At 68.0% G+C, this 24917-nt stretch carries 25 protein-coding genes and 4 pseudogenes; 16 read left to right on the top strand and 13 right to left on the bottom strand.

The window, feature by feature from the left end; translation table 11 throughout:
• The first annotated feature begins 4 nt into the window (after nt 1-4).
• The 4 genes and pseudogenes from MBELCI_RS00855 (at nt 5) to dtd (ending at nt 3734) form a co-directional block, all read left to right on the top strand.
• Nucleotides 5-1125, top strand: a pseudogene (locus tag MBELCI_RS00855) (SPFH domain-containing protein).
• 55 nt (nt 1126-1180) lie between these two features.
• Nucleotides 1181-2305, top strand: a complete 1125-nt coding sequence (locus MBELCI_RS00860; RefSeq protein WP_021692235.1) for a TFIIB-type zinc ribbon-containing protein — start codon at nt 1181-1183, stop codon at nt 2303-2305.
• Nucleotides 2306-2380: 75 nt separating this feature from the next.
• Nucleotides 2381-3294, top strand: a pseudogene (locus MBELCI_RS00865) (carbohydrate kinase family protein).
• Complete coding sequence (gene dtd, locus MBELCI_RS00870) at nt 3291-3734, top strand: D-aminoacyl-tRNA deacylase (protein ID WP_021692237.1); 444 nt, start codon at nt 3291-3293, stop codon at nt 3732-3734. Before MBELCI_RS00865 ends, dtd begins: the two are co-directional and overlap by 4 nt.
• A gap of 4 nt (nt 3735-3738) precedes the next feature.
• On the opposite strand, the gene MBELCI_RS00875 is transcribed toward dtd, so the two are convergent.
• The 4 genes from MBELCI_RS00875 to MBELCI_RS00890 all read right to left on the bottom strand — a co-directional run bounded on the left by MBELCI_RS00875 (nt 3739) and on the right by MBELCI_RS00890 (nt 6361).
• Nucleotides 3739-4248, bottom strand: coding sequence for a CAP domain-containing protein (locus MBELCI_RS00875; protein ID WP_235047541.1), 510 nt, complete (start codon nt 4246-4248; stop codon nt 3739-3741).
• A gap of 91 nt (nt 4249-4339) precedes the next feature.
• The gene (locus tag MBELCI_RS00880) at nt 4340-5134 is read right to left on the bottom strand and encodes a metal ABC transporter permease (protein ID WP_021692239.1); all 795 of its coding nucleotides are present in this window, start codon (nt 5132-5134) and stop codon (nt 4340-4342) included.
• 1 nt (nt 5135) lies between these two features.
• A complete protein-coding gene (locus MBELCI_RS00885; RefSeq protein ID WP_021692240.1) occupies nt 5136-5894 on the bottom strand; it encodes an ATP-binding cassette domain-containing protein in 759 nt (252 codons plus the stop codon).
• Entirely contained in the window at nt 5891-6361 is a 471-nt protein-coding gene (locus MBELCI_RS00890; RefSeq protein ID WP_021692241.1) for a transcriptional repressor, read from the bottom strand. The genes MBELCI_RS00885 and MBELCI_RS00890 overlap by 4 nt, the downstream gene beginning before the upstream one ends.
• A 149-nt stretch (nt 6362-6510) precedes the next feature.
• Between MBELCI_RS00890 and MBELCI_RS00895 the strand changes: the two genes are divergently transcribed.
• Entirely contained in the window at nt 6511-7404 is an 894-nt protein-coding gene (locus tag MBELCI_RS00895) for a zinc ABC transporter substrate-binding protein (RefSeq protein WP_235047542.1), read from the top strand.
• Here the strand turns inward: MBELCI_RS00895 and MBELCI_RS00900 are convergent.
• Nucleotides 7401-8789 (bottom strand): diguanylate cyclase, encoded by a 1389-nt coding sequence (locus tag MBELCI_RS00900; RefSeq protein WP_045319537.1) that lies wholly within the window; start codon nt 8787-8789, stop codon nt 7401-7403. The genes MBELCI_RS00895 and MBELCI_RS00900 overlap by 4 nt on opposite strands.
• Before the next feature lie 176 nt (nt 8790-8965).
• Between MBELCI_RS00900 and MBELCI_RS00905 the strand changes: the two genes are divergently transcribed.
• From MBELCI_RS00905 to MBELCI_RS00925, 5 genes are all read left to right on the top strand, one after another.
• Entirely contained in the window at nt 8966-9244 is a 279-nt protein-coding gene (locus MBELCI_RS00905; RefSeq protein ID WP_045319538.1) for a DUF3572 domain-containing protein, read from the top strand.
• Nucleotides 9241-9948: an HAD family hydrolase gene (locus MBELCI_RS00910; RefSeq protein ID WP_021692245.1), complete on the top strand. Its 708-nt coding sequence runs from the start codon at nt 9241-9243 to the stop codon at nt 9946-9948. The genes MBELCI_RS00905 and MBELCI_RS00910 overlap by 4 nt, the downstream gene beginning before the upstream one ends.
• Nucleotides 9949-10041: 93 nt before the next feature.
• Entirely contained in the window at nt 10042-10614 is a 573-nt protein-coding gene (locus tag MBELCI_RS00915) for a fasciclin domain-containing protein (RefSeq protein ID WP_021692246.1), read from the top strand.
• Nucleotides 10615-10811: 197 nt separating this feature from the next.
• Nucleotides 10812-11213, top strand: a complete 402-nt coding sequence (locus MBELCI_RS00920; RefSeq protein ID WP_021692247.1) for a DUF983 domain-containing protein — start codon at nt 10812-10814, stop codon at nt 11211-11213.
• The gene (locus MBELCI_RS00925) at nt 11213-11860 is read left to right on the top strand and encodes an NUDIX hydrolase (protein WP_045319519.1); all 648 of its coding nucleotides are present in this window, start codon (nt 11213-11215) and stop codon (nt 11858-11860) included. Before MBELCI_RS00920 ends, MBELCI_RS00925 begins: the two co-directional genes overlap by 1 nt.
• Here the strand turns inward: MBELCI_RS00925 and MBELCI_RS00930 are convergent.
• The 4 genes and pseudogenes from MBELCI_RS00930 to MBELCI_RS00945 all read right to left on the bottom strand — a co-directional run bounded on the left by MBELCI_RS00930 (nt 11754) and on the right by MBELCI_RS00945 (nt 15092).
• Nucleotides 11754-13379, bottom strand: coding sequence for a carnitine 3-dehydrogenase (locus MBELCI_RS00930; RefSeq protein WP_021692248.1), 1626 nt, complete (start codon nt 13377-13379; stop codon nt 11754-11756). The two genes, MBELCI_RS00925 and MBELCI_RS00930, sit on opposite strands and share 107 nt — an antisense overlap.
• 3 nt (nt 13380-13382) lie before the next feature.
• Complete coding sequence (locus MBELCI_RS21400) at nt 13383-13703, bottom strand: lipocalin family protein (protein ID WP_021692249.1); 321 nt, start codon at nt 13701-13703, stop codon at nt 13383-13385.
• Nucleotides 13700-13924, bottom strand: a complete 225-nt coding sequence (locus MBELCI_RS21405; protein WP_021692250.1) for a hypothetical protein — start codon at nt 13922-13924, stop codon at nt 13700-13702. Before MBELCI_RS21405 ends, MBELCI_RS21400 begins: the two co-directional genes overlap by 4 nt.
• Before the next feature lie 128 nt (nt 13925-14052).
• Nucleotides 14053-15092 (bottom strand): annotated as a pseudogene (locus tag MBELCI_RS00945) (aldo/keto reductase).
• A 185-nt stretch (nt 15093-15277) separates the two neighbouring features.
• Between MBELCI_RS00945 and metG the strand changes: the two are divergent.
• Together metG and MBELCI_RS00955 are read left to right on the top strand one after the other, a co-directional pair.
• Nucleotides 15278-16993 carry a methionine--tRNA ligase gene (metG, locus tag MBELCI_RS00950; protein ID WP_021692252.1) on the top strand — a complete coding sequence of 572 codons (1716 nt, stop codon included), beginning with the start codon at nt 15278-15280 and terminating at the stop codon, nt 16991-16993.
• A gap of 88 nt (nt 16994-17081) precedes the next feature.
• Nucleotides 17082-17579, top strand: a complete 498-nt coding sequence (locus MBELCI_RS00955) for a hypothetical protein (RefSeq protein WP_131505493.1) — start codon at nt 17082-17084, stop codon at nt 17577-17579.
• A 16-nt stretch (nt 17580-17595) separates the two neighbouring features.
• Here the strand turns inward: MBELCI_RS00955 and MBELCI_RS00960 are convergent, their stop codons facing one another.
• The gene (locus MBELCI_RS00960; protein WP_235047543.1) at nt 17596-18426 is read right to left on the bottom strand and encodes a S1C family serine protease; all 831 of its coding nucleotides are present in this window, start codon (nt 18424-18426) and stop codon (nt 17596-17598) included.
• Nucleotides 18384-18689 (bottom strand): hypothetical protein, encoded by a 306-nt coding sequence (locus MBELCI_RS21410; protein WP_235047544.1) that lies wholly within the window; start codon nt 18687-18689, stop codon nt 18384-18386. The genes MBELCI_RS00960 and MBELCI_RS21410 overlap by 43 nt, the downstream gene beginning before the upstream one ends.
• 103 nt (nt 18690-18792) lie before the next feature.
• On the opposite strand from MBELCI_RS21410, the gene MBELCI_RS00965 reads away from it, so the two are divergent.
• Nucleotides 18793-19587 (top strand): lytic murein transglycosylase, encoded by a 795-nt coding sequence (locus tag MBELCI_RS00965; RefSeq protein ID WP_045319520.1) that lies wholly within the window; start codon nt 18793-18795, stop codon nt 19585-19587.
• 28 nt (nt 19588-19615) lie between these two features.
• On the opposite strand, the gene MBELCI_RS00970 is transcribed toward MBELCI_RS00965, so the two are convergent.
• Nucleotides 19616-22183 carry a PAS domain-containing hybrid sensor histidine kinase/response regulator gene (locus MBELCI_RS00970; protein WP_021692257.1) on the bottom strand — a complete coding sequence of 856 codons (2568 nt, stop codon included), beginning with the start codon at nt 22181-22183 and terminating at the stop codon, nt 19616-19618.
• Between the two features lie 52 nt (nt 22184-22235).
• The gene (locus MBELCI_RS00975; RefSeq protein ID WP_021692258.1) at nt 22236-22811 is read right to left on the bottom strand and encodes a putative pterin-binding protein; all 576 of its coding nucleotides are present in this window, start codon (nt 22809-22811) and stop codon (nt 22236-22238) included.
• Between the two features lie 256 nt (nt 22812-23067).
• On the opposite strand from MBELCI_RS00975, the pseudogene MBELCI_RS00980 reads away from it, so the two are divergent.
• The 3 genes and pseudogenes from MBELCI_RS00980 to MBELCI_RS22435 all read left to right on the top strand — a co-directional run bounded on the left by MBELCI_RS00980 (nt 23068) and on the right by MBELCI_RS22435 (nt 24866).
• A pseudogene (locus MBELCI_RS00980) lies at nt 23068-23675 on the top strand (response regulator transcription factor).
• A 360-nt stretch (nt 23676-24035) separates the two neighbouring features.
• Nucleotides 24036-24392: a MarR family transcriptional regulator gene (locus tag MBELCI_RS22430; RefSeq protein ID WP_369385333.1), complete on the top strand. Its 357-nt coding sequence runs from the start codon at nt 24036-24038 to the stop codon at nt 24390-24392.
• Nucleotides 24393-24524: 132 nt separating this feature from the next.
• Nucleotides 24525-24866, top strand: a complete 342-nt coding sequence (locus tag MBELCI_RS22435) for a hypothetical protein (protein ID WP_045319521.1) — start codon at nt 24525-24527, stop codon at nt 24864-24866.
• The last annotated feature ends 51 nt before the right edge of the window (nt 24867-24917 follow it).

Genomic DNA, 24917 nt, shown 5'->3' on the forward strand with positions numbered 1-24917 from the left:
ACACATGGGCATACTCGATTTTCTGTCAGGTCAGTTCATCGACGTCATCCATTGGACCGATGACAGCCGCGACACGATGGTCTGGCGCTTTGAGCGCGAGGGCCACGAGATCAAGTACGGCGCCAAGCTGACGGTGCGCGAGGGTCAGGCGGCGGTCTTCGTGCATGAAGGCCAGCTGGCGGATGTGTTCAAGCCGGGTCTCTACATGCTCGAGACCAACAACATGCCGATCATGACCTCGCTGCAGCACTGGGATCACGGGTTCCGGTCGCCGTTCAAATCCGAGGTCTACTTCGTCAACACCACCCGGATCACCAACCAGAAATGGGGCACCAAGAATCCGGTGATGTGCCGCGATCCCGAATTCGGCCGGTGCGCCTGCGCGCCTTCGGCTCCTACGCGATGCGGGTGAAGGATCCCGCCCTGTTCCTGCGCGAGATCGTCGGCACGGATGGCGAATTCACCACCTCCGAGATCTCTTACCAGATCCGTAACATCGTGGTGCAGGAGGCGAGCCGCGTGCTCGCCGGATCGGGCATCCCCGTGCTCGACATGGCGGCCAATACCGGGGATCTGGGCAAGGTCGTGCGCGAGGCGATCGCGCCGGTGGTCGCGCAATACGGGCTGGAGCTGCCGGAGTTCTACGTCGAGAACGTCTCGCTCCCCGAAGCGGTGGAGCGTGCGCTCGACAAGCGCACCTCGATGGGGATCGTCGGCGACCTGAACCGTTTCGGCCAGTATTCCGCCGCCGAGGCGATGACCACCGCTGCGGCCAACCCGTCGGGGACGATGGGGGCGGGAATGGGCTTTGGCATGGGCATGGTCGCGGGACAGGGGCCGTGGGGGCCGATGCCCGGTCACCAGATGCAGCAACCGCAGCAACATGCCGCCCCGCCGCCGCCGCCGGCCGAGCATGTCTGGCACCTCGCGGTGAACGGTCAGACCTCAGGACCCTTCTCCAAGGCGCGGCTGGGCCGGATGGTGACCGAGGGCGGCTTTGGGCGCGACACCCTCGTCTGGACCGCCGGTCAGGACGGCTGGAAGCGGGCCGAGGATGTGGACGAGCTGGCACAGCTCTTCACCGTGATGCCGCCCCCCCCGCCTCCGGCACCGCCCGCCTCGTGACGTCAACCGTGACACTGACCGTGACCACGCGCGTGACGCCATCCGAGAGGTCCGCATGACCGGCATTCCCAGCGTCTCCCGCGCCCCTTCCGGCGGCGTGGTCGAGGAGCATCGCTTTCCCTGCCCGGTCTGCGGCAGCGACATGCATTTCGCGCCCGGCACCACGGAGCTGGCCTGCGGCCATTGCGGCCACCGCGAGGCGATCGCGCCGCTGCGCGATCCCGACGCCACGCGCGAGATCGACTTCGAAAGCGCCCGGCGCGGTGACGTGCCGGTGTCGCAGATCGAGGAGACGCGCACCGCCTCCTGCCCCAATTGCGGCGCGCAGGTGGAATTCGCGCGCGGCACCCATGCCACGCGCTGCCCCTATTGCGACACGGCCGTGGTGGCCGACACCGGCACGCATCGCCATATCAAGCCGCGCGCGCTCCTGCCCTTCGAGATCGATGAGAGCCGCGCCCACGAGGCGCTGAGCGCATGGCTCGGCAGCCTGTGGTTCGCGCCCAACGGCCTCAAGGCCTATGCCCGCAAGGGGCGGCGGATGAACGGCATCTACGTGCCCTTCTGGACCTTCGACGCCCAGACCGAGACCGATTATCGCGGCCAGCGCGGCGACACCTATTACGTCACCCGCACCGTGATGCGCGATGGCAAACAGGTGCGGGTGCAGGAGCCGCGCATCCGCTGGCGGCGCGTGCGCGGCCGGGTGGCGCGGTTCTTCGACGACGTGCTGGTGCTCGGCTCGAAATCCCTGCCCAAGGCGCATACCGACGCGATCGGCCCGTGGGACCTGCCCGCCCTGCTGCCCTACCGGCCCGAATATGTCGCAGGCTTCATGGCCGAAGGCTACCAGATCGAGCTCGACGACGCCTATACCGAGGCGCGTGCGGTGATGGAGCAGGTAATCCAGAGCGACGTGCGCCGCGACATCGGGGGCGATCAGCAGCGGATCGAGACGCTGGACACCCGCGTGTCCGGAGTGACCTTCAAGCACGTGCTGCTGCCGGTCTGGACCGCCGCCTACCGCTACCGGGGCCAAAGCTACGCCTTCGTGGTCAACGCGCGGTCGGGCAAGGTGCAGGGCGCGCGCCCCTATTCCAAGTGGAAGATCGCCCTCGCGGTGATCGCCGCCCTGATCGCGGCTGCGATTCTGGGCTATTTCGGTTATCTCAACCAGTAAGCCCGCTTGCACGACCCCGCGTCAGGCGGCATTGTCCGCGCCGATCCGACAGCCTCTACTCCGGAAGGAAATCCGATGATCCTCGCCTGCGGCGAAGCCCTGATCGACATGCTGCCCCGTCGCACCGAAAGCGGCGAGACCGCCTTTGCGCCCTATGCCGGCGGCGCGGTGTTCAACACCGCCATCGCCATGGGCCGCCTTGGCGCGCCGGTCGGCTTTTTTTCGGGCATTTCGTCCGACATGTTCGGCGACCTGCTGCGTGAAACGCTGGAAGCCTCCAAGGTCGATACCTTCCCGGCGCATATCTCTGACCGGCCCACGACGCTGGCTTTCGTGAAGCTCACCGACGGCCATGCCAGCTACAGCTTCTATGACGAGAACACCGCCGGACGGATGCTGTCGGAGGACGACCTGCCGGAACCGGGCGCCGAGGCCCTGTTCTTCGGCGGTATCTCCCTCGTGGTCGAGCCTTGCGGCGCCGCCTACGAGGCGCTGCAGACGCGCGAGAGCGCGACCCGCGTCACCATGATCGACCCCAACATTCGCCCCAGCTTCATCCGCGACGAGACCGCCTACCGCGCCCGGATCGAGCGGATGATCGCGCGCGCCGACATCGTGAAGGTCTCGGACGAGGATCTGCACTGGCTCGAGGGCGAGGGCAGCACCGCCGATCTGGCACGCCGGATGCTCGCCAAGGGCCCCGCCCTCGTCTGCATCACCGAAGGCTCCAAGGGCGCCACCGGCTATACCGACGATCACACCGTCAGCGTCGCCTCCACCAAGGTCGAGGTGGCCGACACGGTCGGCGCGGGCGACACCTTCAACGCCGGCGTCTGGTGAGCCTGCACCGGGCTGGGCTGCTTACCAAGGAGGCGATCGACACGCTGACCGAAGCGCAGATCCGCGACGCGCTGGCGCTCGGCGCGCAGGCCGCGGCCATCACCGTCAGCCGCGCCGGCGCCAACCCGCCCTGGGCCGACGAGCTTTGAAGGCTCTGGTCCAGCGCGTCTCGGAGGCCAGCGTCAGCGTCGACGGCGCAGTGATCGGGCGCGCGGGGCCGGGTGTTCTGGTACTGGTCTGCGCAATACAGGGCGACACCGATGCCCTGCCCAGCAGGATGGCCGCCAAGATCGCCAAGTTGCGGATCTTTCGCGACGAGGCCGGCCGGATGAACCGCTCGCTTCTCGACACGGGCGGCGCGGCGCTGGTGGTGAGCCAGTTCACGTTGGCCGCCGATACGCGAACGGGCAACCGCCCCGGTTTCTCGACTGCCGCCGCGCCCGAGATCGGCGCGCGGCTCTACGAGGCGCTGGCGGCAGAGCTGTCGGCCTTGGGCGTGCCGGTCGAGACCGGGCGCTTCGGCGCCGACATGAAGGTGGCACTGGTGAATGACGGGCCGGTGACCATCCCGCTGGAGATCACCGGCTGAGGCGTCAGCAGGGCTGTGCCATCACCAGAACCCAGACCGGGCCCTTGGACCCTTGCGCGAGGCCTACGCCGAACTCCTGCGCGCGATCGAGCGCCATTACCTGGCGGTGGCCGGGCGAGCCTTGCCAACCGGTGATGATCTGCTGCGCGCGGGGATAGCCCCAAGCAAGATTCTCGCCGCTGACCCCGGCGCAGTAGCCTGTGCGCTCGACGCGGACCCGGTGGTTCGAGCCGTCGCTGCCGCGATGGCCGAACTCCCCGCTGCGCGCCAGATCGCAGGCCTGTACCTGCGCCGCGCGCGACAGCTCGGGGTCATGCGACACCCGGCGCAGGCCCTGCGAGGCGCGAAAGGCGTTGAGACCCGCGGCGATCCGCGTCGCCCTTGCACTGGCCTCCGCAGGCAGGAGGCAGCCTGCGGAGGCGGAAGCGGGGGTGGCCGCAAGGCCGGTGAAGCCGGGCACAAGCCCAAGGGCAGGCAGCGCGGCGACTGCCGCAACCATCAGGGATCGTCTCATCTGCTCTCCTCGAACGATTTGGCGCTAGTTCGCAAACCAATTGAGGCAAGAGCAAGGCGTGGCGATTTTTACTGATGCCGCTGGGCAATCATCAGCGCGCGACCCCGAGCAGCCTGAACGGCAGGCTGCCAACGAAGAGCGCCACCGCGACGCAGACGATCGAAGGTCCCACGGGGGTGTCGAACCACAGTGCCGCTTGAAGCCCCGCCAGCGCCGAAACCGCCGCCATGCCCAGTGCCAGCATCGCCATAGCCTCGGGCGTGCGGGCGGCGCCCCGGGCCGCCGCTGCCGGAATCACGAGAAGCGCGGTGATCAGCAGCGCGCCCACCACCTTGATCGCCACCGCCACCACGGTCGCCAAGAGCAGGGTCAGCACCAGTGCTTCGCGGCGCGGCGCGATTCCCGAGGCATGAGCCAGATCCGGCGACAGCGTCGCCGTCAACAACTTGCGCCACCGCCAGGCCAAAACGCCCACCACCAGCGCCGCACCGCCCCAGATCCAGGCCAGATCGCCGCGCGTTACGGTCAGCACATCGCCGAACAGGTAGAGTTCGAGGTTGACCCGTGTTCCACTGGTAAGTGCCACGGCCACAAGCCCGGCCGCCAGCGCCCCGTGCGACAGCACGCCCAGCACCGTGTCATGCGCAAGGCCCCGCCCCGCCAGCGCATGCACCGCGATCGCCATGGCGATCGCGGTGCCGAGAACACCCGGAAACACCGCCATCCCCTGCCCCAGCGCCAGCGCCACGCCCAAGATCGCGGCGTGGCTGGTCGCATCGCCGAAATAAGCCATGCGCCGCCAGACGACGAAGCAGCCGAGCGGGCCCGCGGCCAAGGCGGTGCCAAGCGCGGCGAGGCCCGCGCGGATCAGGAAATCGTCGAGCATGTCAGCCCTCGGCGTGATGTTGGTGATGATGATGCGCGGTGCCGCCACCCTCATGGGCGTGGTCGTGCTCGTGACGGTAAAGCGCGAGTTGGCCGCCCGTCCCGGTGCCGAACAGCTCGCGATAGGCCGGGGCGGCGGAAACGACCGCCGGCGTGCCCTCGCAGCAGATATGCCCATTGAGGCAGATCACCCGGTCCGAGGCCGACATCACCACATGCAATTCGTGGCTGACCATCAACACGCCGCAGCCGATATCGCGCCGAAGCGCCTCGATCCGGCGATAGAAGGCGGCCTGCCCCGGCTGGTCGAGACCCTGCGTCGGCTCGTCGAGGATCAAAAGCTGCGGCCGGTTCAGCACCGCGCGGGCCAGCAGCACCCGCTGGAACTGCCCCCCCGACAGCGCGGCCATCTGCCGCCCGCCGAGCCCGCCCGCGCCCGATTGATCGAGCGCCGCTTCGGCCTCGGCATCCCCGACCCGCAGCGGCAGGTCGAGAAAGCGGCGCACGGTGATCGGCAGGGAAGCGTCGAGCACGAGGCTTTGCGGCACATAGCCGATGCGCAGCCCCCGCATGCGCCGCACCCTGCCGCGCCGCGGCGCCAGAGCGCCGATGACCAGCCGCAAAAGCGTGCTCTTGCCCGAGCCGTTCGGCCCCACGAGTGTGACGATCTCGCCCGCCTCGACACGCAGCGACACGTCGCGCAGCACCGGTGCGCCCTTGGGACCGAATTCCAGCCCCCGCGCCTCGATCAACGCGCTCATGCCTCGCGCTCCTGGCAGGCCGGGCAGAGCCCCTCGGCCTCGATCACCGTCTGCTCGATCACGAAACCGGCCTCTGCCGCCGGGCGCGACAGCCCTTCGGCACCTTGTGTTTCCGCCACCGCGCCGCAGCCGCGGCAGATCAGGAAGCCCGGCGCATGGGCCATGCCCGGACGGGCGCACGCGACGTAGGCCGAGAGCCGTTCGATCCGATGCACCAACCCCTGATCCACGAGAAACCCGAGCGCGCGATAGGCCACGGGCGGCTTGGAACCCATGCCTTCGGCGTCGAGCCGTGCCAGAACGTCATAAGCCCCCATCGCCGCATGGCCTTCGAGCAGGATTTCAAGCACGCGACGGCGCAACGGCGTCAGCCGCGCGCCGGACGCGGCGCATCCCGCCTCGGCGGCGGTGATCGCACTGCGGATGCAGGCGGCATGGTCGCCGCAGGCAAAGCCGGGTTCGGCCATGGCGGTCTCCTCGAAGCTACTGGTCGGGTCTTGACCTATCGTGACGTTATAACATAGCACCTAACTTCCAAATCTGAAATGCTCAAGAGGTCTCCATGCGTTCTACCGTCTCTTTCGCTGCTTGCTTCACGTGTCTGGCTGCACCGGCCTTGGCCGAGCCGCTTCGGGTCGTCGTCGACACCGCGCCGCTGCATAGCCTCGTGGCACGGGTGATGGACGGCGTGGGCACGCCCGAGCTGCTGCTGCCGCCGGGTGGATCTCCGCATGATGTGGCACTGCGCCCGTCGGATGCCCGGCGATTGTCGCAAGCGGACCTTGTTGTCTGGACCGGCCCCGCCTTCCTGCCTTGGTTCTCCGACAGCCTCGCAGCGCTGGCCCCCGAGGCCGAAGCGCTCGCGGTGCTGGAGTTGGAGGGCTGGGAGCGGCTGCCACTGCGCCAGGATCCGGCCTTCGAGACGGAGGAAGAGGAAGGGGAAGGGGAAGGGGAAGGGTACGACCACGGGCACGGCCATGACGCGTTGGACGCGGCCCAAGCCGACCCGCACGCTTGGCTCGACCCGGTAGTGGCTGCCTCATGGATGGAGCGGCTGGCCGAGACGCTGGCCGAGACCGACCCCGAGAATGCCGGGACCTACCGCGAGAACGCGACGGTCGCGATCGAAGCGGATACGGCGATGTCGGAGCGGATCGCGGCGCGGCTCGCCCCGCTGTCGGGGCGGCCCTATCTGGTGCCGCACGACGCCTACCAGTATTTCGAGCGCCGCTTCGACGTGCCTGCATCGGGTGCTCTGGCGCTATCGGACGCTTCGGCGCCGGGACCCGCCCGGATTGCGGAGCTGCGCGACAAGGTCGAGATCGGCGGCATCGTCTGCGTGCTCAGCGATCCCGAAACGCCCGCCGATCTGGTGGCGCTGCTGCGCGAAGACAGTTCGGCCGCGACCGCTCCGACCGATCCCGACGGCCTGATGCTCACCCCGGGACCGGATCTTTACCCGGCGCTGATCGAAGGTCTGGCCGTGACGTTGGAGGAGTGCCTTGGCTAGGCCGCGCTCAGGCTGACCGTGACGCGGTTGCGACCGGTCTCCTTGGCCGCGTAGAGCGCCTCGTCGGCGCGGCGCATCAACGCCTCGGCCTCCTGTTCGGGGTCGGGGCGGCCCGGGCCCATCGCCACGCCGACCGACACGGTGATGCGGCACGACACCTCGGGCGCCACGCGGAACGGCGCGTCGCGGATGCGGCGGCGCAGCCGGTCCGCCGCGATGCGCGCCTGCTCGAGGCTGGTGTCGGGCATCGCCACGAGAAACTCCTCACCGCCGATCCGCGCCAGAAGATCGGCCGGTCGCAACCCGTCGCGGAGCCGCCGCGCGACCTGCGCCAGCACCTCGTCGCCGGCAGCGTGGCCATGGCGGTCGTTGACTGCCTTGAACAGGTCGATGTCGAGCAGCATTACTGCGATCGGCCGCGACCGCGACCGCGCCTCGGTGATCAGCCTGATCAGGTGGGGCCGCGCGTAGCGCCGGTTCCACAACCCCGTCAGCGGATCGGTCAGCGCCGCTTCGAGGCCGTGCCTCTCGGTCGCGCGCAGCCGATCGGCAAGCGACTTGCGGCGCAGCAGGCGACGGGCACGGTAGGCGATCTCGTCGGTTTCGACCGAGGCGGGCACGATGTCGTCCGCGCCCAGATCGAGCAGCATCGCCGCCTCGCGGCTCGTCTCGGGGATCAGCACCAGCTGCGCGGCGCGGCGGGTGGCCGAGCGGCTGCGCAATTCGGCCACGATGCGGTAGAGTTCGCGCGCGGGATGCCCCGCCCGACAGAGACCGGCCCCGTCGATCACGAAGAGATCCTCCTCATGCCCGGCCTCCGTGAAAGAGTCTTGCGGCGCGATCCGGCGCAACGGCTCCGGCAGGCCCCGATAGGCCGTCATCCCCCGTTCTGCCTCGGGCGAGATCACCGCAATGCGCTGGCGCGGCGCAAAGGTCGCCGCCGCTTCGGAAAACCCCAAGGCCTGATGCGTGGCCTCGCGGCGCGACAGCTCGTCCTCTGTGTCGCGCGCGCGCAAGAGGTTGCGGATCCGCGCCTGCAGCAACGTGGTCGAAACCGGCGCCACCACCACCTCGTCGGCCCCGCCGAGCAGAAGCGCGAGCCGTTCCCCCCCGGCAGGCCAGCGTCCCGCCACCACGACCGGCAGGCGTACACCGTTCGGAACGGCGCGCAGCCTCTTCAGAAAGGTGAGGGTCGCGTCGAAATCCGTCTGAACGCCCGGCGCGGTGGGCACGAAGAGCAGGTCGATCGACGGATCGGGCAGCCGCGCCAACGCGTCTTCGAAACCGTCGCAATGCAGACAGTCGAACCCCACGGCGATGAGGGCGCTCTCCTGAAGCGCTCTTTCCGTTGCGATTCGATCGACGATGAGGATACGACCCGACATGAATGTGTCCTTGTTCGGGCCATGCTGCCCGGTCAGGCCGACGATCCGCTCACGCGATCGCTGCCCCATCATCGGGCCCATCATCGAACCCATCATCGGGATTGCGCCCTCTCCCGGTTCTCAGGGTCGTCAGGAATGGTTAACAAATGCTTTCGCAGGGCTTTGGGGAGACGATGATGAAGCGGGAACGTGCCGAGGTGATCGCGCTGGGCGCATTGGGATGGCTGGCCGCCGATGACGAGCTGTGGCCAGTGTTTCTCGGAGCGACGGGGGCCGCCGCCGAAGATCTGCGCGCGCGCGCGGCCGAGCCGGGGTTCCAGGCCTCGGTGCTTGAGTTCCTTACCAATGACGACGCTTGGGTCACCGCCTTTTGCGATACCGCCGGATATGCCTATGACGAGCCGCACACCGCCATGCTGGTGCTCGCGGGTCCGGCGCGGATGCACTGGACGTGAGACCGGCGGCGCTGATCTTCGACAAGGACGGCACGCTGTTCGACTTTCACGCCACATGGGGCGGTTGGTCGCGCGGGTTGATCGAAGCCGAAGCCGGAGGCGACGCGGCGCTCGCACGGCGGATCGCCGAGGCATTGGGCTATGACATGGCCGCGGGTCGGTTTTCGCCCGACAGCATCGTCATCGCCGCGACCGCGGGCGAGATCGCCGACCGGATGCTGCCCCTGCTGCCCGGCGGCGATCGTGCGGCACTGATCGCGCGGATGAACGCGCGGTCGGCTAAGGCGCCGCAGGTGCCCGCCGTGCCACTTGGCCCGCTCTTCGCCGATCTCGCGGCGCGCCGTCTGGCGCTCGGCCTCGTGACCAACGATTCCGAAGCACCGGCACGCGCGCATCTGCACGCCTCGGGACTCTCCGCGCGCTTTGGCTTCGTCGCGGGGGCCGATAGCGGTCATGGCGCCAAGCCGGCTCCGGGCCAGCTCGTCGCCTGTGCCGCGGCCTTTGGCCTTGCACCGGCAGCCTGTGCGATGATCGGCGACAGCCTGCACGACCTGCACGCCGCCAGGGCCGCCGGGATGACCGCGATCGCCGTGCTGACTGGCCTCGCGGCGCGGGACTCACTGGCGCCGCATGCCGATCTGGTGCTGGACCACATCGGCGCGCTGCCCGACTGGCTCGACGAACAAGGCATCACGAAACCGTGATGTCACAGCCTGCAACTGAGCCTCCGAGGCCGCCGTGTCTGCTGGCATCACGAGGGGCATGATCGCCCCCGGACATGTCAGGGAGACGACATCATGACTTTCAAGGCCCTCTTCGCCGGCACCGCCATCGCCCTCACCTCCACCATCGCGCTGGCCGAGACCCATGCCGAAACCGGCAACCCGATGGTCGGCGGCGCCGCCATGTTCCCCGAGAAGAACATCGTCGAGAACGCCGTGAACTCGGCTGATCACACCACGCTCGTCGCTGCCGTGCAGGCCGCCGATCTGGTCGAGACGCTCTCGGGTGAAGGCCCTTTCACCGTCTTCGCACCGACCAACGACGCCTTCGCCGCCCTGCCCGAAGGCGCTGTCGAGGACCTGCTCAAGCCTGAGAACAAGGATCGCCTGACCGAGATCCTGACCTGCCACGTCGTCGCGGCCAATGCGATGTCGGACGCGATCTCCGGCATGATCAAGGATGATGGCGGCATGCACGAAGTCGAGACCGTCGGCGGCTGCACCTTCACCGTCTCCGAAGGCGAAGACGGAACCATCATGATCACCGATGGCCAGGACCGCACCGCCAATGTGACCGTCGCCGACGTGAAGCAGTCGAACGGCGTGATCCACGTGATCGACGGCGTGCTGCTGCCCGCGGTCGAGTAATCCTTCGAAGGGACGGTCGGAGCTTCCACTCACGCTCCGGCCACAGGCCCGTCGCGCATGGCGCGGCGGGCCGCCTTGCGAAGAACGGTGCGCCCCGCCCACGCGCGGCATCGCGCCGCAACCCGGATGCCCGGTCTTTCAAAATCATCCCGGAGCGCGCATGTGGAGGGCAGACGCCACCACCCGAGGAGCCCCGGATGAGCGAGCCCGTCCACCAGCCAGACGCCGAGACCGAGGATCGCCCGACGCGGCCCGCGATGCTGCGCGGCTTTCGCAGGCGGTGCCCGAACTGCGGCGAGGGCGGGCTGTTCCAAGGCTATCTCAAGGTGGTCGACCGCTGCCCGGTCTGCCGCGAGGAGCTGCGCCATCACCGCGCCGATGACGGCCCGGCCTATCTGACCATCCTGATCGTGGGGCACCTGTTGGCCCCGGTGATCCATGTGGGTTTCACGCGCTTTCGCCCCGACCCTCTGGTCATGGCGACAGTGCTGACCGTAGGCGCCGTGGCGCTGTCGCTCTATCTTCTGCCCCGGCTCAAGGGTGTGGTCGTCGGTATCCAGTGGGCGCGACGCATGCATGGCTTCGGCAAGGCGCATTGATGCCCGGCCCCGTGCCGATCCGCGACGCGGCGACGGTGGTGCTGCTGCGCGAGACGCCCGATGGCCCATCGGTGCTGATGGGTCGGCGCGGCGCGCGTGCGGCCTTCATGCCGTCGAAATACGTGTTTCCGGGTGGTGCGCTCGACCCGGTGGATGCCACCGTGGGCTTCGCGGCCCCGCTCGAGCCGGCCCATGCCGCGCGTTTAGGAGAGTTGGCGGCCCCGCTTTCTGCCTGCGCGATCCGCGAGCTTTGGGAAGAGACCGGCCAGATTCTCGGGCGTCCCGCCCACTGGCCCGACGCGCCGCCGGGCTGGCGCGGTTTCGCCCGCACCGGTCACCGTCCCGATGCCGCCGCTCTCGTGCCGGTGTTTCGCGCCGTGACGCCGCCGGGGCAACCGCGCCGCTTCGACGCGCGGTTCTTTCTGGCCCGCGCCGACCACCTCGCCAGTGATCCCGACGATTTCGACCGCGCTGAGGATGAGCTGGCACATCTGCATTGGGTGCCGCTGGCACAGAGCGAGGCGCTCGACCTGCCGCGGATCACGCAGCTGGCGCTGCGCGAGGTGCGGGCGCGTCTGGACGATCCCGACCCGGCCCGTCCGATGCCGTTCTTTCAAGGCACCATGGAGGCGGACATCCGGCCCTGAAGATCGCCCTACTCCGGCTCGTCCGCCTCCTGCGCGCCTTTGCGCGTGATCGGTCGTCCGATCGCGGCCCTGCGCCCTCAGGCTGCGGCAGATGCGCATGCGCCTTGGCGATGCGGGCCAGACGATCCCGAAGATCGGGCGGTGGTGCAGCGGCGCGGCGGCTTTCGAGATCGACATGTACCAGCATGTGCTCGGCCGTCGCCACCAGCCGCGAGTCGGCCCACATCCGATGAAAAATCCGCACGCGGCGCCCCTCGGCCAGCAAAAGCTGCGTGTCGAGCGTGATCCGCGCCCCGGCCCGGACCTCCGAAAGATGCCGGATATGGGTCTCGGCGGTAAAGAAGCTTTGGCCGCGGGCGATATAGTCGGCATCGCAGCCGATCAGCGCGAGAAACCGGTCGGTCGCATCGCCGAAGGCCTGCAGGTAGCGGTGTTCGGTCATGTGGCCGTTGTGGTCGCTCCAGTCGAGCGGCACGGCGCGCGCCCCCGTGGGGAGCGGTCCCGTGAGCGACATCGCATCGAGGCCCTTGGGCGCGCCGCCGACACGACGGTCGGCGGCGTTCAAGAGACGCCCCGCGCCCCAGTCGCGCGCCTTGAGCCCGCGCAGGATCGATACGAGATTGGCATCGCGAATGCGCTCCAGATCGGCGATGGAATACGCGCCAGACTGGGCCTCGGACTGGCTGGCGATGGTCTCGACCAGCTCGTCGGTGAGATCGGGTACATCCGTGAGCTTGCTCCACGGCCATTTCAGCGCTGGGCCGAACTGGGTAAGGAACTGCCGCATCCCCGCCTCGCCCCCGGCGATGCGGTAGGTCTCGAACAGCCCCATCTGCGCCCAGCGCAGGCCAAAGCCGTAGCGGATCGCGTCGTCGATCTCGGCGGTGTCTGCCACGCCGTCCGAGACCAGCCACAGCGCCTCGCGCCAGACCGCCTCGAGGAGCCGGTCGGCGATATGCGCGTCGATCTCGCGGCGCAGAAACAGCGGGTGGCTCCCGATGTCGCGCAGGGTGGTGCGGATCCGTTCGATCCGCGCGTCGCCGGTGCCGGGGCCGGTAACGATCTCGACGAGGGGCAGCAGGTAGACCGGGTTGAACGGGTGCGCGACGATGATCTGGCCCGGCCGTGCGGCCCCCTCCGACAGCTCCGAAGGGCGAAACCCCGAGGTCGATGAGCCGATGATCGCGGTCTCGGTGCAGGCCGCTTGGATCGCTGCGTAGATCTCGTGCTTGAGATCGAGCCGCTCGGGCACGCTCTCCTGAATCCACTCCGCCCCCGACACCGTCTCGGCAAGGTCGTCGTGAAAGCTCACCTTGCCCTCGTCGGGCAGGGCGACGTCCCACAGGCCCGGCATCGCAGCGCGGGCGCGCTTGATGACAGCGCCGATCTTGCGCGCGGCATCCGGGTCGGTATCGTGGATGCGAACGTTCCACCCCATCAGTGCGAACCGCGCGGCCCAGCCGCCGCCGATCACCCCGCCGCCGATGATGGCCGCCGTCCTCGCCCCCGTGACCGCCATCGCTCAGCCCCCCGTCGCGGTAGAAAGCGCGCCCGTGTCGTAGCCGTTGAAATCGAGCATTTCGACCGCCGCGCGGTTGCGGTCGGCCCCGGCCTGACCGGGCCGGTTCATGACCCAGCCATAGGCCCCGTCCGGCGCGCCGATCACCGCGGTGCGAAAATCATCGTCGGTCCACAGGAGCCACCAGGGCTGACCGCCGATCTCGAAGCGGCCCCGGCCCTCGGATGTCACTGCGCGCAGGCGCGCCTCGCCCGCCCCCACGATCCGCGCCACACCGCTGCCGGAGGCATCGAGCTTGAGCGTCACCCGGTCACCGGGGCTCACCGGACCGCCAGGATAGCCGAGGCGACGATCCAGTCGCCGTTGAGGTCGGGGGCTGTGCCGCGCAGGCTCGAGGCGATCGGCGCGCCAACCGCACGGGACACAAGGGCCTGCGCCGCAGGAACAGGCGGCTCGGCCGCACCGCAGGCCGCGAGCATCAAAAGCGCCGCGAGCACCCGTCTCGGCGCGGGGCGGCGAAGCCGCAATGATAGGGCGAGGATCACGGCGGTCTCCTGTCGGTGCGGGGGGCCGCCGGATCACGGCGCGGGTCGGCCAGTGAAACGGCGGAGGGATCGGTGTGTGGATCGGCGAGCAAACGGAGCCCGAGCCTCGCACGGGCTCCGTCATCGGCTCAATAGGGCATCGGGTGCTGCTTGTGCGCCGCATTGATCTCGGCCACCACCTCGTCCGACACCACCACGTCGCGTCCCGCGAGGATGCGCTCGAGCTGATCGACATTGGTCGCGCCGAAGATCGGGCAAACCGCGAAGGGCCGCGTGCGCTGCCACGCCAGCGCCATGTGCACCGGGTCGAGGCCGTGGCGATCGGCGATGTCGAGATAGGCCTGTGTGGCCCGGATCACCCGGTCGGTCTTGCGCCCGCCCAGATCGCCGTTGATCGCAAGGCGCGAGCCTCGGGGATGCCGTCCTGATACTTGCCGGTGAGATAGCCGCAGGCCAGCGGCGAATAGGCCAGCAGCAGCACATCCTCGTTCACCGCCATCTCGGCCATGTCGGTGTCATAAAGCCGCGACAGCAGCGAGTATTCGTTCTGGATCGAGGCCACGCGGGGGCCGCCCTGCGCCTCGGCGCGGTCGATCCAGCGGGTGGTGCCCCATGCGCTCTCGTTCGACAGGCCGAAGGCGCGGATCTTGCCCTCGGCGACCATATCCTTGAGCGTGGCAAGGACACCGTCCATGTGATCGCGGGTGCGCTCGGGATCCTGACCCGAAGGGTCGAAGCTCCAGTACTGGCGGAAGTGATACGAGCCGCGCTCGGGCCAGTGCAGCTGATAGAGGTCGATCACGTCGGTCTTCAGGCGCTTGAGCGAGCCTTCGACGATCTCGCGGATGTTGCCGCCGTCATAACCCTTGCCGTCACGGGCCCAGCCGGGGTTGGGACCGGCGGCCTTGGTGGCGATCCTGTAGGCGTCGCGCTTGCCGCTCTTTTCGATCCAATTGCCGATGAACTCCTCGGTGCGGCCCACGGTCTCGGCCTTGACCGGGTTCACGGGATACATCTCGGCGGCGTCGAGGAAATCGATTCCCGCATCGAGCGCCATGTCGAGCTGGCGGTGCGCGTCGTCCTCGGGGGTCTGGCTGCCATAGGTCATGGTGCCGAGACACCATTCGCTGACCTCGATACCGCTGCGACCAAGGGGGATCTTCTTCATGTTCGGGGCCTTCCTGTCCTCGTGCCGGTCTCATCCGTCCGGTCTGCGAGGCGCAGAGGTAGGGCTGCGCGCGCCCGACGGCAAGCCGTCGCGCCCCACTGTTCCCGGGGCGGTGCGCGCCCCACTGGCCTTGCGTGGACGGGATCGCTACAGGGGGAGCGGACGCAGCGAAGGACACCAGCAGCATGGCACGGCATCTCATCACCTCGGCCATCCCCTACATCAACGGGATCAAGCATCTGGGCAATCTGGTGGGCAGTCAGCTTCCCGCCGATCTCTTCGCGCGCTACCAGCGCGGGCGCGGTCACGAGGTGTTGTTCCTGTGCGCCACCGACGAACACGGCACCCCGGCCGAGCTGGCCGCCGCCCAAGCCGGCAAGCCGGTGGCCGAATTCTGCGCCGAGATGCACGAGACGCAGGCCGAGATCGCGCGTGGCTTCCGGCTCTCCTTCGACCATTTCGGTCGCTCCTCCAGCCCGCAGAACCATCGTCTGACCCAAGCCTTCGCCGCCCGTCTCGACGAGGCCGGGCTGATCGAAGAGCGGATCGAGACCCAGATCTATTCAAAGGCCGACGGCCGGTACCTGCCCGATCGCTACATCGAGGGCACCTGCCCCAATTGCGGATTCGAAAGCGCGCGCGGCGACCAGTGCGACAACTGCACCAAGCAGCTCGACCCGGTGGACCTGATCAATCCGCGCTCGGTGATCTCGGGCTCCACCGATCTGGAGCCGCGCGAGACCAAGCATCTCTACCTCAAACAGAGCGGCATGCGCGGCCAGTTGTCGGAGTGGATCGACGGCAAGACCGACTGGCCGATCCTGACCACCTCGATCGCCAAGAAGTGGCTCAATGACGGCGACGGGCTGCAGGATCGTGGCATCACCCGCGACCTCGACTGGGGCATCCCGGTCAAGAAGGGCGAGAATGAGTGGCCCGGCATGGAGGGCAAGGTCTTCTACGTCTGGTTCGACGCGCCGATCGAATACATCGCCTGCGCGCAGGAATGGGTCGATGCCGGCAAGGGCGCGGATTGGGAGCGCTGGTGGCGCACCGACCGCGGCGCCGACGACGTGCGCTATACCCAGTTCATGGGCAAGGACAACGTGCCGTTCCACACGCTTTCCTTCCCGGCGACCATCTTCGGCTCGGGCGAGCCGTGGAAGCTCGTCGATTACATCAAGTCGTTCAACTACCTGAACTATGATGGCGGGCAATTCTCGACCTCACGCGGGCGCGGCGTGTTCATGGATCAGGCGCTGGAGGTGCTGCCCGCCGATTACTGGCGCTGGTGGCTTCTGTCCCACGCGCCCGAAAGCTCCGACGCCGAGTTCACTTGGGAGAATTTCCAGCAGTCGGTGAACAAGGATCTCGCCGACGTTCTCGGCAACTTCGTCAGCCGAGTCACCAAGTTCTGCCGCTCCAAGTTCGGCGAGGAGGTGCCTGCGGGCGGGGCCTATGGGGCGCGAGAGGAGCAGCTCATCGCCGATCTCGAACGCCGGGTGCGCGCCTATGAGGGCCACATGGACGCGATCGAGGTGCGCAAGGCCGCGGCCGAGCTGCGAGCGATCTGGGTTGCCGGCAACGAATACCTGCAGGACGCGGCGCCTTGGGCGAGCTTCAAGACCGACCCAGAGGCGGCGGCGATGCAGATCCGCCTCGCGCTCAACCTGATCCGGCTCTATGCGGTGCTTTCGGCGCCCTTCATTCCTGACGCCAGCGCGCAGCTGATGGAGGCAATGCGCAGCGATGACGACGCCTGGCCCGGCGACGTGGCGCAGGCGCTCACCACCCTGCCGGTGGGCCATGGCTTCAGCGTGCCCGACGTGACCTTCCGCAAGATCACCGACGAGGAGCGCGAGGATTGGCAGACGCGTTTCGCTGGCAAGCGAAGCGCTTAAGCGAAAAATCTCCCGGCTGCGGTTGAAAGGGACTGGATCGACCCCGAGCGGATCGCGCTAGTGTGAGACCGCAGCACAGGAGCGCATGATGAGCCAGACCCTCCGAAAGATCCCCACCACGCGCGGCAGCCTGATCGGGGCGGAGCCGGTGTCGCATGGCGACGGCCTGTCCTGGGGCGCGGTGCTGGTCGGCGGGCTGATCGGCGTGGCGTTGATGGTGCCGCTGTTGCTTCTGTGGCGTGGCGTGGCCGGGGCCCTGCCCGCGCCGGGAGGTCTCTGGCCCATGCTGTTGCCGCTGCCCGCGCTGATCGGGGCGGGGTGGAGCGCTGCCACGCTCGCGGGAACCGCACGCCGCCGCATCGCGGCCTTGCACGGTGTCGCCGTCTGGGCGCTGTTGCTCGTGATCGTCACGGCCGCCGCCATCTTTGCCCCCGAAACGCTGCAACAAGTGGTGCCGGAGCTTGTCGGGGCCGCTCCGGCGGGCCTTGGCGATCCGGTGCTTGGCACGATGGCCCTGGCCGGGCTGTTCGCCGCAGCGCTGGGCGGCATCTGGGGCGGGCCTCGCCGCGAGCGCGGGCGCGCCTAGCGGCCGGCTCTCAGCGTCAGCCGGATCTCAGCGTCAGCGTCACCTCGCGGCGGCGACCGTCGCGTTCGAGGCTGAGCGTGACCTCCTCGCCCGCGCGGCGGCGGTCGATCCGGGCCAGCAGGTCGTCGAGCCCCTCCACCGCCTCACCATCTAGCGCTCTGATCACGTCGCCCGGCAGCAAGACGCCGCGCGCCAGCCGCGCCGGGACGATCCCGGCAGCCTCCGCCTGCGACCCCGGCGCGACCTCCAGCACCAGCGCCCCCGTCAGCCCCTGCCGATTGACGGCGGCATTGATCCGCGCGTCGAACCCCAGACCGAGGCTCGGCGGCGCGTAGCGCCCGGTCTCGATGAGCTGCGGCACCACTCGTGCCGCCACCGCCACCGGCACCGCGAAGCCGATCCCCGCGCTTGCGCCCGAAGGCGAATAGATCGCCGTATTCACCCCCACGAGACGGCCGCGCGCATCGAGCAGCGGGCCACCGGAATTGCCCGGATTGATCGCGGCGTCCGTCTGGATCAGGCCCCGGATCATGCGCCCCGCCTCGCCCGGCAACTCGCGATCGAGCGCCGAGACGATGCCGGTGGTGAGGGTCCAGTCCAGCCCGAAGGGATTGCCGATCGCGAGCACCGATTGCCCGACCTGAAGCGCGCCCTCGCCCGCCTCGGGGCGCGGCAAGGGGGCCGGCAGATCACGCCCTTCGATGCGCAGCACCGCCAGATCATGGCCGGGGTCACGTCCCACCACGCGGGCGGGCAGCGACCGTCCGTCGGCGAGCTGCACAGTGGCGCGGCTCGCCTCCCGGATCACGTGATCATTGGTGACGACATGGCCCGCCTCGTCCCACACGAACCCCGAGCCGGAGCCGAGCGGCGTCTCGCCCGCGCGGCGGGTGAAGGATCGACGATCCGTGTCGATGTGGTGATCGCCACGACGCTGTCGCGCGCGGCGCGGAATACCGCGATGGTGCGCGCCTCCGCCGATGCAGCCTCGGCCGAAACCGACAGGGTCCCGGCCGGCGGCGCGGCGGGCGGCGTCGAGGTCTGGCGCCCGGCCATGAAGGCCACGATGAGCATCAGGGCGAGGATCACCCCCACGAGACTGGCACGCATGATCCCTCCCGGCTTTGGCGTTGTCGCTGCACGGACCCGTGCTAGGTCCATTCGCAAACCGGCCCTCTGATAGGGCCGCCATCCATGTCATGGGAGTTATCCATTGCGACACGTGCTTTCCACCCTCCTTGCGCTCGGGCTCGGCGCGGGCTCGGCTGCCGCCGCCACCTGCGGCAACGACGCCCCCGGCTTCGAACGCTGGAAACAGGAATTCGCCGCCGAGGCCGCCGCGCAGGGTGTCGGACAGGCCGGGCTGAACGCGCTGGCCCAGACCAGCTATGCCCAGCGCACCATCAATGCCGACCGCAATCAAAAGAGCTTCAACTATTCGCTTGACAAGTTCCTGCAGGTGCGCGGCGCCGACACCATCGTCGCCCAAGGTCGCAAGAAGCTCGCCTCCAATCCCGGTTTCTGGCAGAGCCTCGAGAGCCAGTATGGCGTACCGGCAAGCGTGCTGATCGCGATCCATGGCATGGAGACGGGATTTGGCGGCTTCATGGGCGACAGCAACGTGCTCTCGGCGATCTCGACGCTGGCCTATGACTGCCGCCGGTCCGAGTTCTTCTCGCAGCACGCGCTGGCGGCGCTGATGCTTGTCGATCGCGGCGCGGTGTCGCCCGGCTCAACCGGAGCGATGCATGGCGAGTTGGGCCATACCCAGTTCCTGCCGGGCAATATCCTGCGCTATGGCGTCGATGGCGACGGCAATGGCCGGGTCGATCTCACTGATCTGAGCGATGCGATGGCCTCGACCGCCAATTTCCTGCGCCAAAAGGGCTGGCAGCCGGGCGCGGGCTATCAGGAGGGGCAGCCCAACTTCGCGGTGATCCAGGAATGGAACGCGGCGGGCGTCTACCAGAAGGCCATCGCGTTGATGGCGGCGCGCATTCAAGGCTGATCCGGTCGATTGTCGGGCGGGGTGGAGGTCAGGCCTCCGCCCCGCTCGGCTCTAACGTTTCGACCCGCTGCCGGGCCGCGGCGATGGACCGCTCGATCTGCAGGCGCAGAACCGCAACCTCTTCGTTGGAATAAAGCGTCGGGGCGCGGGTTTCCATTTCGCCCAGTGTCTCGACCGGACCGGTCAGGCCGAGCATCGCCGCCCCCCCGCGCAACTTGTGCGCCACGGCGACCACGCCCTCTTCGGCAGGCTTGTCGCCCGTCAACCGCGGCAGGCAGTCACGCCAATCCGCCTCAAAGGCGTCGAGCGCGCGAACCAGATGTTCGGCCCCCAGCATCTCGGCCATATCGTCGAAATCGTCGATATCGAACAATGCCGCCTGGGCGCTCGACGATGTAGCGGCCTCGATCACGAACTCTGCGGGGGGTGCAGACGCAATATCGGGGGTGGCGGCGGTCGGCACGGTTTCAAAGGCGGCAAGCAAGCGACGCAGCACCGGCAGCCGCAACGGCTTGGCATAGACCTCGTTCATGCCCGCCGCGAGCCCGGCGGCGCGCGCCTCGGCGGAGCCATGCGCGGTCAGGCCAATGATCGGCGATTGCCGGTCGGCCGGCAGACCGTCGCGGATCTCGCGGGTCGCGTCGATGCCTCCCATCACCGGCATCTCGAAATCCATCAGCACGACGTCGTATCTCTGCTCGCGCAGCCGCTCAAGCCCCTTGGCGCCGTTCTGGGCCTCGGTCACCTCGTGGCCGAACTGGTGCAACATGCCGCGCAATACCATGCGGTTGACGGCGTTGTCCTCGATCACCAGTACCGACAGGCGGGCCGCTCCCGACGCAGGGGCGATCAGCTCGGGCACCGGCATTTCGAGCGGCGGCGGCACCCGGTGCAGCGGCAGGGTAAGTTGGAAGGTGCTGCCCCTTCCGAGCGTGCTGCACACGGTGATGTCGCCGCCCATCAGCCGCGCGAGGCGCCGTGAGATAGCGAGGCCGAGCCCGTCGCTGCGGCCTTGGCGTCCCTCCGGACGGGCGCGGGTCACGAATTCGGCAAAGACGCGTTCGATATCCTCGGACGCGATGCCGATGCCGGTGTCGCGCACGGCAATCTCGATGCGGTCGGGCTCCAACCCCAGTGTCACCTCGATCAGGCCCTGTTCGGTGAATTTGATCGCGTTGCCGATGAGGTTGGTGATGATCTGCGCCACGCGGTTCGGATCGCCCTCGTACCACAGGCCAAGATCCGCCTCCTCGGCTTCCAAGTCGAGCGGCAGGTCCTTTTCCGCGGCGAGCGGTCGCAGCACCGACAAGAGGCGCTGCAGCATCGGCCCCGGCGCGAAGGGTTGCGCTTCGATCGTCTCCTCGCCGGTCTCAATACGGGTGATGTCGAGCGATTCATTGACCAGCTGCAGCAGGATCTCGGCCGAAGCCAGCGCCACGCCGATCTGGCGGCGCTGTTCGGGCGCCAGCGACGATGTCTCGAGAAGGTCGAGCACGCCCATGATGCCATTGAGCGGGGTGCGCATCTCGTGGCTCATCACCGACAGGAAGCGCGATTTGGCGCGGTCGGCCCGCTCGGCGGTGTCGCGCGCCGCGATCAGTCGCGCCTGAGCAGCCTTGAGATCGGTGATATCGCGCAGATACCCGATGAAGACCGGTCCTTTCGGACCCTCGACGCTGGTCAGGACGGCTTCGATGGGAAACACTTCGCCATCGCGACGGCGTGCGGCAAGCTCGACCCGCCCGGCCCCGATCAGCTCCCCCTGCCCCGTACGCAGAAAATCCTTGATCCGTTGGGCAAAGTTCTCGCGGCGCGCGATCGGCACGATGGTGTCGATCACCGAACTGCCTTGGATTTCCTCCTTGCGCCAGCCGAAGATCTCCTCGGCGGCCGGGTTGAAATCGGTGATGATGCCGTCGTGATCGGCCAGAACGATCGCGTCGAGCGAGGAGCCGATCACCGAGTTCAGCCGCTCCGCCGTGCGCGACAGCACCCGATCCCGCTCGAGCACACGGCGGCGCTGCACGTCGATCAGCCGCAGCAGTGCCCCTAGAAGGATCAGCAGCAACCCTCCCGACAGCGCCGTCAGCTCGGCCTGTTGGCGCACCCGGTGGCGATAGACCTCCGCAATCTCGGCAAGGATGTCGAGCCCGTCGAGCGACAGCTCGCGCATCATCGGTTGCACCGCGAGGGTTTCGCGATAGATCCGCACGAGATCGGCTTCGCTCAGTTCCTGCGCGAAGAGCGCGTCGACCCGTGCCACGTAATCGTCGATCTGCTCCAGCAATGCGGGGACACCGGGATATTCGACCAGCGAGCGGCCGATCTTGCCGCTGCGCACCAGACCGAGGCGGCTGATCAGGATTTCGAAGCGCAACCGCAGCCGGTCGGCGTTTTCCTGCGCCTCCTGCGCCACGCCGATCACGTCGCGCGCGAAGATTGCGGTCTCGAGTTCGAGCTGCGCGAGCGTCCACTGGGTGTTGTCGATGCCCGCGCCTTCAAGCTCGCGGATCTGACGTCCCAACATCCATCCGAGCGACAGCACCGCCGTCAGGACGATCGCCGCGGCCACGCCAAGGCCGGTGCGTGCGTTCATTTGCCAGCGCTCGCGCCGGAACGCTCCCGAACCGCTCACATGCGTCTCCCGCTCACTCTATCACGACCATCTTCGCCAGTTGCCAGATGCTGCGCGCATAGACGTCCTCGGTCCGGAACCGCGGATCGGAATCATAGGGGTAAACCAGCCAGTAAGGCCCCTTGTCACGGACCGGTACGGTTTTGCCGTCGATCCGCGTTGCGATGATCGGCAGTTCCGGGCCGATCTCGTCCATCGGAATGCGCACCCGGTAATCGTTGAGCGCAATCAGCTCCAACGTCGCATCGGGTTGTTCCAGCGTCTTTTCCAATCCCGCTTTCTCGAGCAGCGCCGCCACCGGCACGCCTGAAAATGTAGACACGCCATCGGTCCAGATCGTGCCTGTCTCGAACACGAGCTGCGGCAGCGCATCGAGATCCTGCAGGTCGAACCTCACCGCGCCCTCGTCGCCCCGGCCGATCCGGAGCACGCCCGGTTCGGTCGCCGACGACCCCGCCGCCGCGGGTCGCGGCACCTCGGTCACCGTCGCTTCGTGCTCGGCGTTCGAAAACATCGGCATGTTCCACCCGACCAGCGCCAGCCCCGTGAAGGTCAGCCCGACGATGGCGCCAGCGTAGACCATCTGCATGTCGGCTCCTTTCCAGATCCTCTACGACGACGCGTTCAACATGCGTCATCAAGAAGCATTTTACGAATCCTTGTGGTGCCGCGATGGCGTGAACGTGGCGACAATGCCCCGGATTGGACGGGTTTGGACGCGGAATTATGTAGGATGGCCTCGGATTCGCCCGTTTCGCAGCTTATCTCTTCTGCTACCCTGACTTGGGACCACCTTGGCGCGGGATACCGGACCGCCGGACCGCAACGACACGAGAGGACGGATCATGCGTATCCTGATCGCAGACGACCATGACCTGGTGCGCGAGATGATGGCCGCCTACCTTGAGCGCGATTGCGGCATGAAGGCCACGCAGAGCGCGAGCTTCGACGAGGCGATGGCACAGATCACCGGGAACGGCCCGTTCGAACTGGTGCTGCTCGACTACCGGATGCCCGGGATGAAAGGGCTCGAGGGCCTGCGCGCGGCGCTGGAGGCCAGCGGTGGCAACCCGGTGGCCTGATCTCCGGCAGCGCCGACAAGAACGTCGCCGAAGAGGCGTTGGCCGCCGGAGCCGCGGGGTTCCTTCCCAAGACCATGTCGGCCCGCTCGATGACCAACGCGGTGAAGTTCATGGTGATGGGCGAAACTTATGTGCCCGTCGATTTCATGACTGCCAAGGAGGCCGACAACCCGGCGGTGTCGCACCTTACCCCGCGCGAGCGACAAGTTCTCGAAGGCATCTCCAAGGGCAAGTCCAATAAGGAGATCGCGCTCGACCACGACATCCAGGAGGTGACGGTCAAGCTGCACGTCAAGACGCTGTGCCGCAAGATGGGCGCCAAGAACCGCACTCAGGCGGCGATGATGGCGCGCGATCAGGAAATGGTCTGACATCTGTCAAATCGGGAATCCGGAAAAGCCCCGGCCGCAGGATGCGGCCGGGGCTTTCGTTTGGCCGTTTCCGGCACCGGCGGAAGGCATGGCATGGCAACGGCTTCTCCCCAGATGGACGGCCCCGCGGCGGCTTGCTAGGGTCGGACCCGGGATGTCGGCGGCCCGGAGCGGCGGGGGTGGAGCGGCCAGATGGCGATGATGAACGATCCGCGGCGCATGGCCGAACGGCTTCGGGCCCTGACCGAGCTCGAGCAGCGCCTGTCGTTTCGCATCAGCCGCCTGTCCAAGCTGCTCGATACCCATGCCGCGCGCCAGCTGGCCGTGCATGACACCAGCCTGACCTCCTACCGCATCCTCATGGTTCTCGGTATCTTCAAGGAAACCACGGCGGCGGATCTGAGCCGGCTGATGGTCATCGACCGTGCGCAGATCAGCCGGTCTGTATCGGATCTTCTGCAGCAGGGGCTGCTCGAGCAGCAGCCCGATCCCGCGAACCGCCGTAAAAGGCTGTTGCGCCTGTCCCCCGAGGGGCAGGCAGCACTCGCCACCTTCGAGCCGGGTCTGCTCGACCGCCAGAGGGTATTCACCGAACTTCTCGATGAGTCCGAACTCGACGGTCTCACCCGGGCCGTCGACAAGATCACGCGTTACCTCGCAGACACGCTCGAAGCTCCCGACGCCGCGCCGGCCACGGCCGCGCGTCCCGACCTCTAGCGGCTCGTCAGCTTCCGCTCCCTTGCCATGGTCCCGTTCGCCCCGCAGGACAGGCTCCGATTGGCCCTCGAGGGCCAAACCCCGAGACCGGCGATCTCGTAGCCCGCAGGATAGCTCGCGCGCCGCCGCGCCGTGACCAGTTGCGGGCGGCGGCGGCTCGGGCAGGCCCATCGCGGCGAGCAGCGGCGCATCCATCAGCGCCAGCGCCACCGGCCGCCCGAGTCCGAACAGCCGTCGCGGCAGGTAGAAGCCGAGCAGCAGGTCGAGCGTGGCTTGACCCACGACGCGGTTGCTCGGGGCAAACTGCATGCGGCGCTGTTCGACCTCGGCATTGAACGCGGCAAACCCCGCGAGATCGTCCGGAATGTCGCGAATGCCCAGCCGTGCGCCCAGCGCGCGATAATAACTCATCCATGCCTGTTGTTCATGCAGCGTCATGGCGCGTTGAGGTGCTCCCCGGTTTCAGGGCACTGACGTAAGCTACGATTTGCTGTCTGCTGATCTTCACGGCGATGTTGCGCAAAT

The organism is Limimaricola cinnabarinus LL-001 (genome assembly GCF_000466965.1).
Classification (GTDB): domain Bacteria; phylum Pseudomonadota; class Alphaproteobacteria; order Rhodobacterales; family Rhodobacteraceae; genus Limimaricola; species Limimaricola cinnabarinus.